Source organism: Microbacterium sp. BF1 (genome assembly GCF_019279095.1).
Lineage (GTDB): Bacteria > Actinomycetota > Actinomycetes > Actinomycetales > Microbacteriaceae > Microbacterium > Microbacterium maritypicum.
Map to the genome: position 1 here is coordinate 1 of NZ_JAGYWT010000547.1, position 1594 is coordinate 1594.

Sequence of the window (1594 nt, forward strand, 5' to 3'; positions counted from 1 at the left end):
CAAGCAGCGCGAGGCCGGCGGCGAGACCGCCGGACAGCATCCCGGCGACCGCCCCACGAGCGGTGAGTCCTCGCCACCAGACCCCCAACAGCACGACCGGCGACAACGTCGACGCCGCCACGACGAACACCACACCGACACTCGATCCGAGACCGGCCGGGGCCGTGAGCAGCGCCACGGCGAGCGGCACCAGCGCACAGAGCACGGCCGAGAGTCGGAACGAGCGCACCGATCCTGAGAATACGTCCTGGCTGATCACTCCGGCGAGCGACACCACGAGGCCGGCCGATGTCGCCAGGAAGGCCGCGAACGCCCCGGCAACGATCAGTGCCGTGAGCAGCTCGCCGAACGCCCCGGGGAAGACGCGGGACGGCAGCAGCAGCACCACGGTGTCGGCGATGCCCGGCACTGCGAGGTCGGGAGCGGCGATGCGCGCCAGCAGGCCCATCGTGCTCGAGACCGCATAGAACGCACTGACCATGCCGATCACGATCACCGTTGTGCGTCGCGCCGAGACCCCGGTCGGACTCGTGTAGAAGCGCACCAGCACATGGGGAAGACCCATGGTTCCCAGCAGCAGCGCAAGCAGCAGCGAGGCCGTCTCGTAGGCGTCGAACCCCGAGGGGCCGGCCTCGACCGGGAAGACCAGCGCGGGGTCGAAGTCGTGCGGACCGCCGCTGAGCGCGAAGGCGATGAACACGACCGGCACGAGGAGAGCGGTGAGCTTGAGCCAGTACTGGAACGCCTGCACATACGTGATCGCGCGCATGCCGCCCGCGGCCACCGCTGCAGCCACGAGCACCGCCACGGTGACGGCTCCCACCCATTCCGGCAGCCCCGCCACGACGAGCAGGGTGAGGCCGGCGCCGTGCAGCTGCGGCACGATGTACAGCCAGCCGATCACCAGCACCGCGATGCTCGTGACACGTCGGGCCGACGTCGACTCCAGGCGCGCCTCGATGAAGTCGGGGATCGTGTAGGCGCCGCTGCGTCGGAGCGGGGCCGCCACGAACGCGAGGACCAGGAGGTAGCCGGCCGCGTATCCGATCGGGAACCAGAACCCGCGGGCGCCGTCGAGCAATACGAGGCCCGACAGCCCGAGGAAGGTACCGGCCGAGAGGTACTCGCCACTGATCGCCGACGCGTTCCACACGGGTCGCACGGTGCGCGACGCCACGAAGAAGTCTCCCGTGGTGCGGGAGATGCGCAGTCCGTAGACCCCGATGAGCAGCGTCGCGACGATGACGAGCGCGACGCCGATGAGATCGAGCACCACGTTCATTCGCGGTCCCGGAGCGCCCGGTACCGACGCTCGTTGCGCGCGGCCGTGCGCACGTAGAGCACCGCGAAGACGACGATGATCGGATAGAACGCGTACGCCTGCAGCAACCACGACAAGGGCAGGCCCCAGACCAGGACCTGTCCGATCTCGGGGATGAGGGCGATCGTCAGGGTGAGCGCGATCATGAGGTCCAACCAATGTCCTAGCCCATCGATCTCGGAGCGAAAACCGTTGATCTTGGCATAGTTACTTGCGCGAGCGGCCTTCTCGACGGCAAAGTTGGCGGCTAGTTCACCGACGCCTGACGCGGCG

The 1594-nt window shown here is 68.6% G+C and carries 1 protein-coding gene and 1 pseudogene; both read right to left on the reverse strand.

Annotated elements, in window-relative coordinates; all coding sequences use genetic code 11:
• On the reverse strand, positions 1–1282 hold a 1282-nt coding region (locus KZA10_RS14650), incomplete at its 3' end, for a cation acetate symporter (protein WP_218683252.1).
• Positions 1279–1594 (reverse strand): annotated as a pseudogene (locus tag KZA10_RS18285) (hypothetical protein); the annotation flags it as partial. The gene KZA10_RS14650 and the pseudogene KZA10_RS18285, both read right to left, overlap by 4 nt.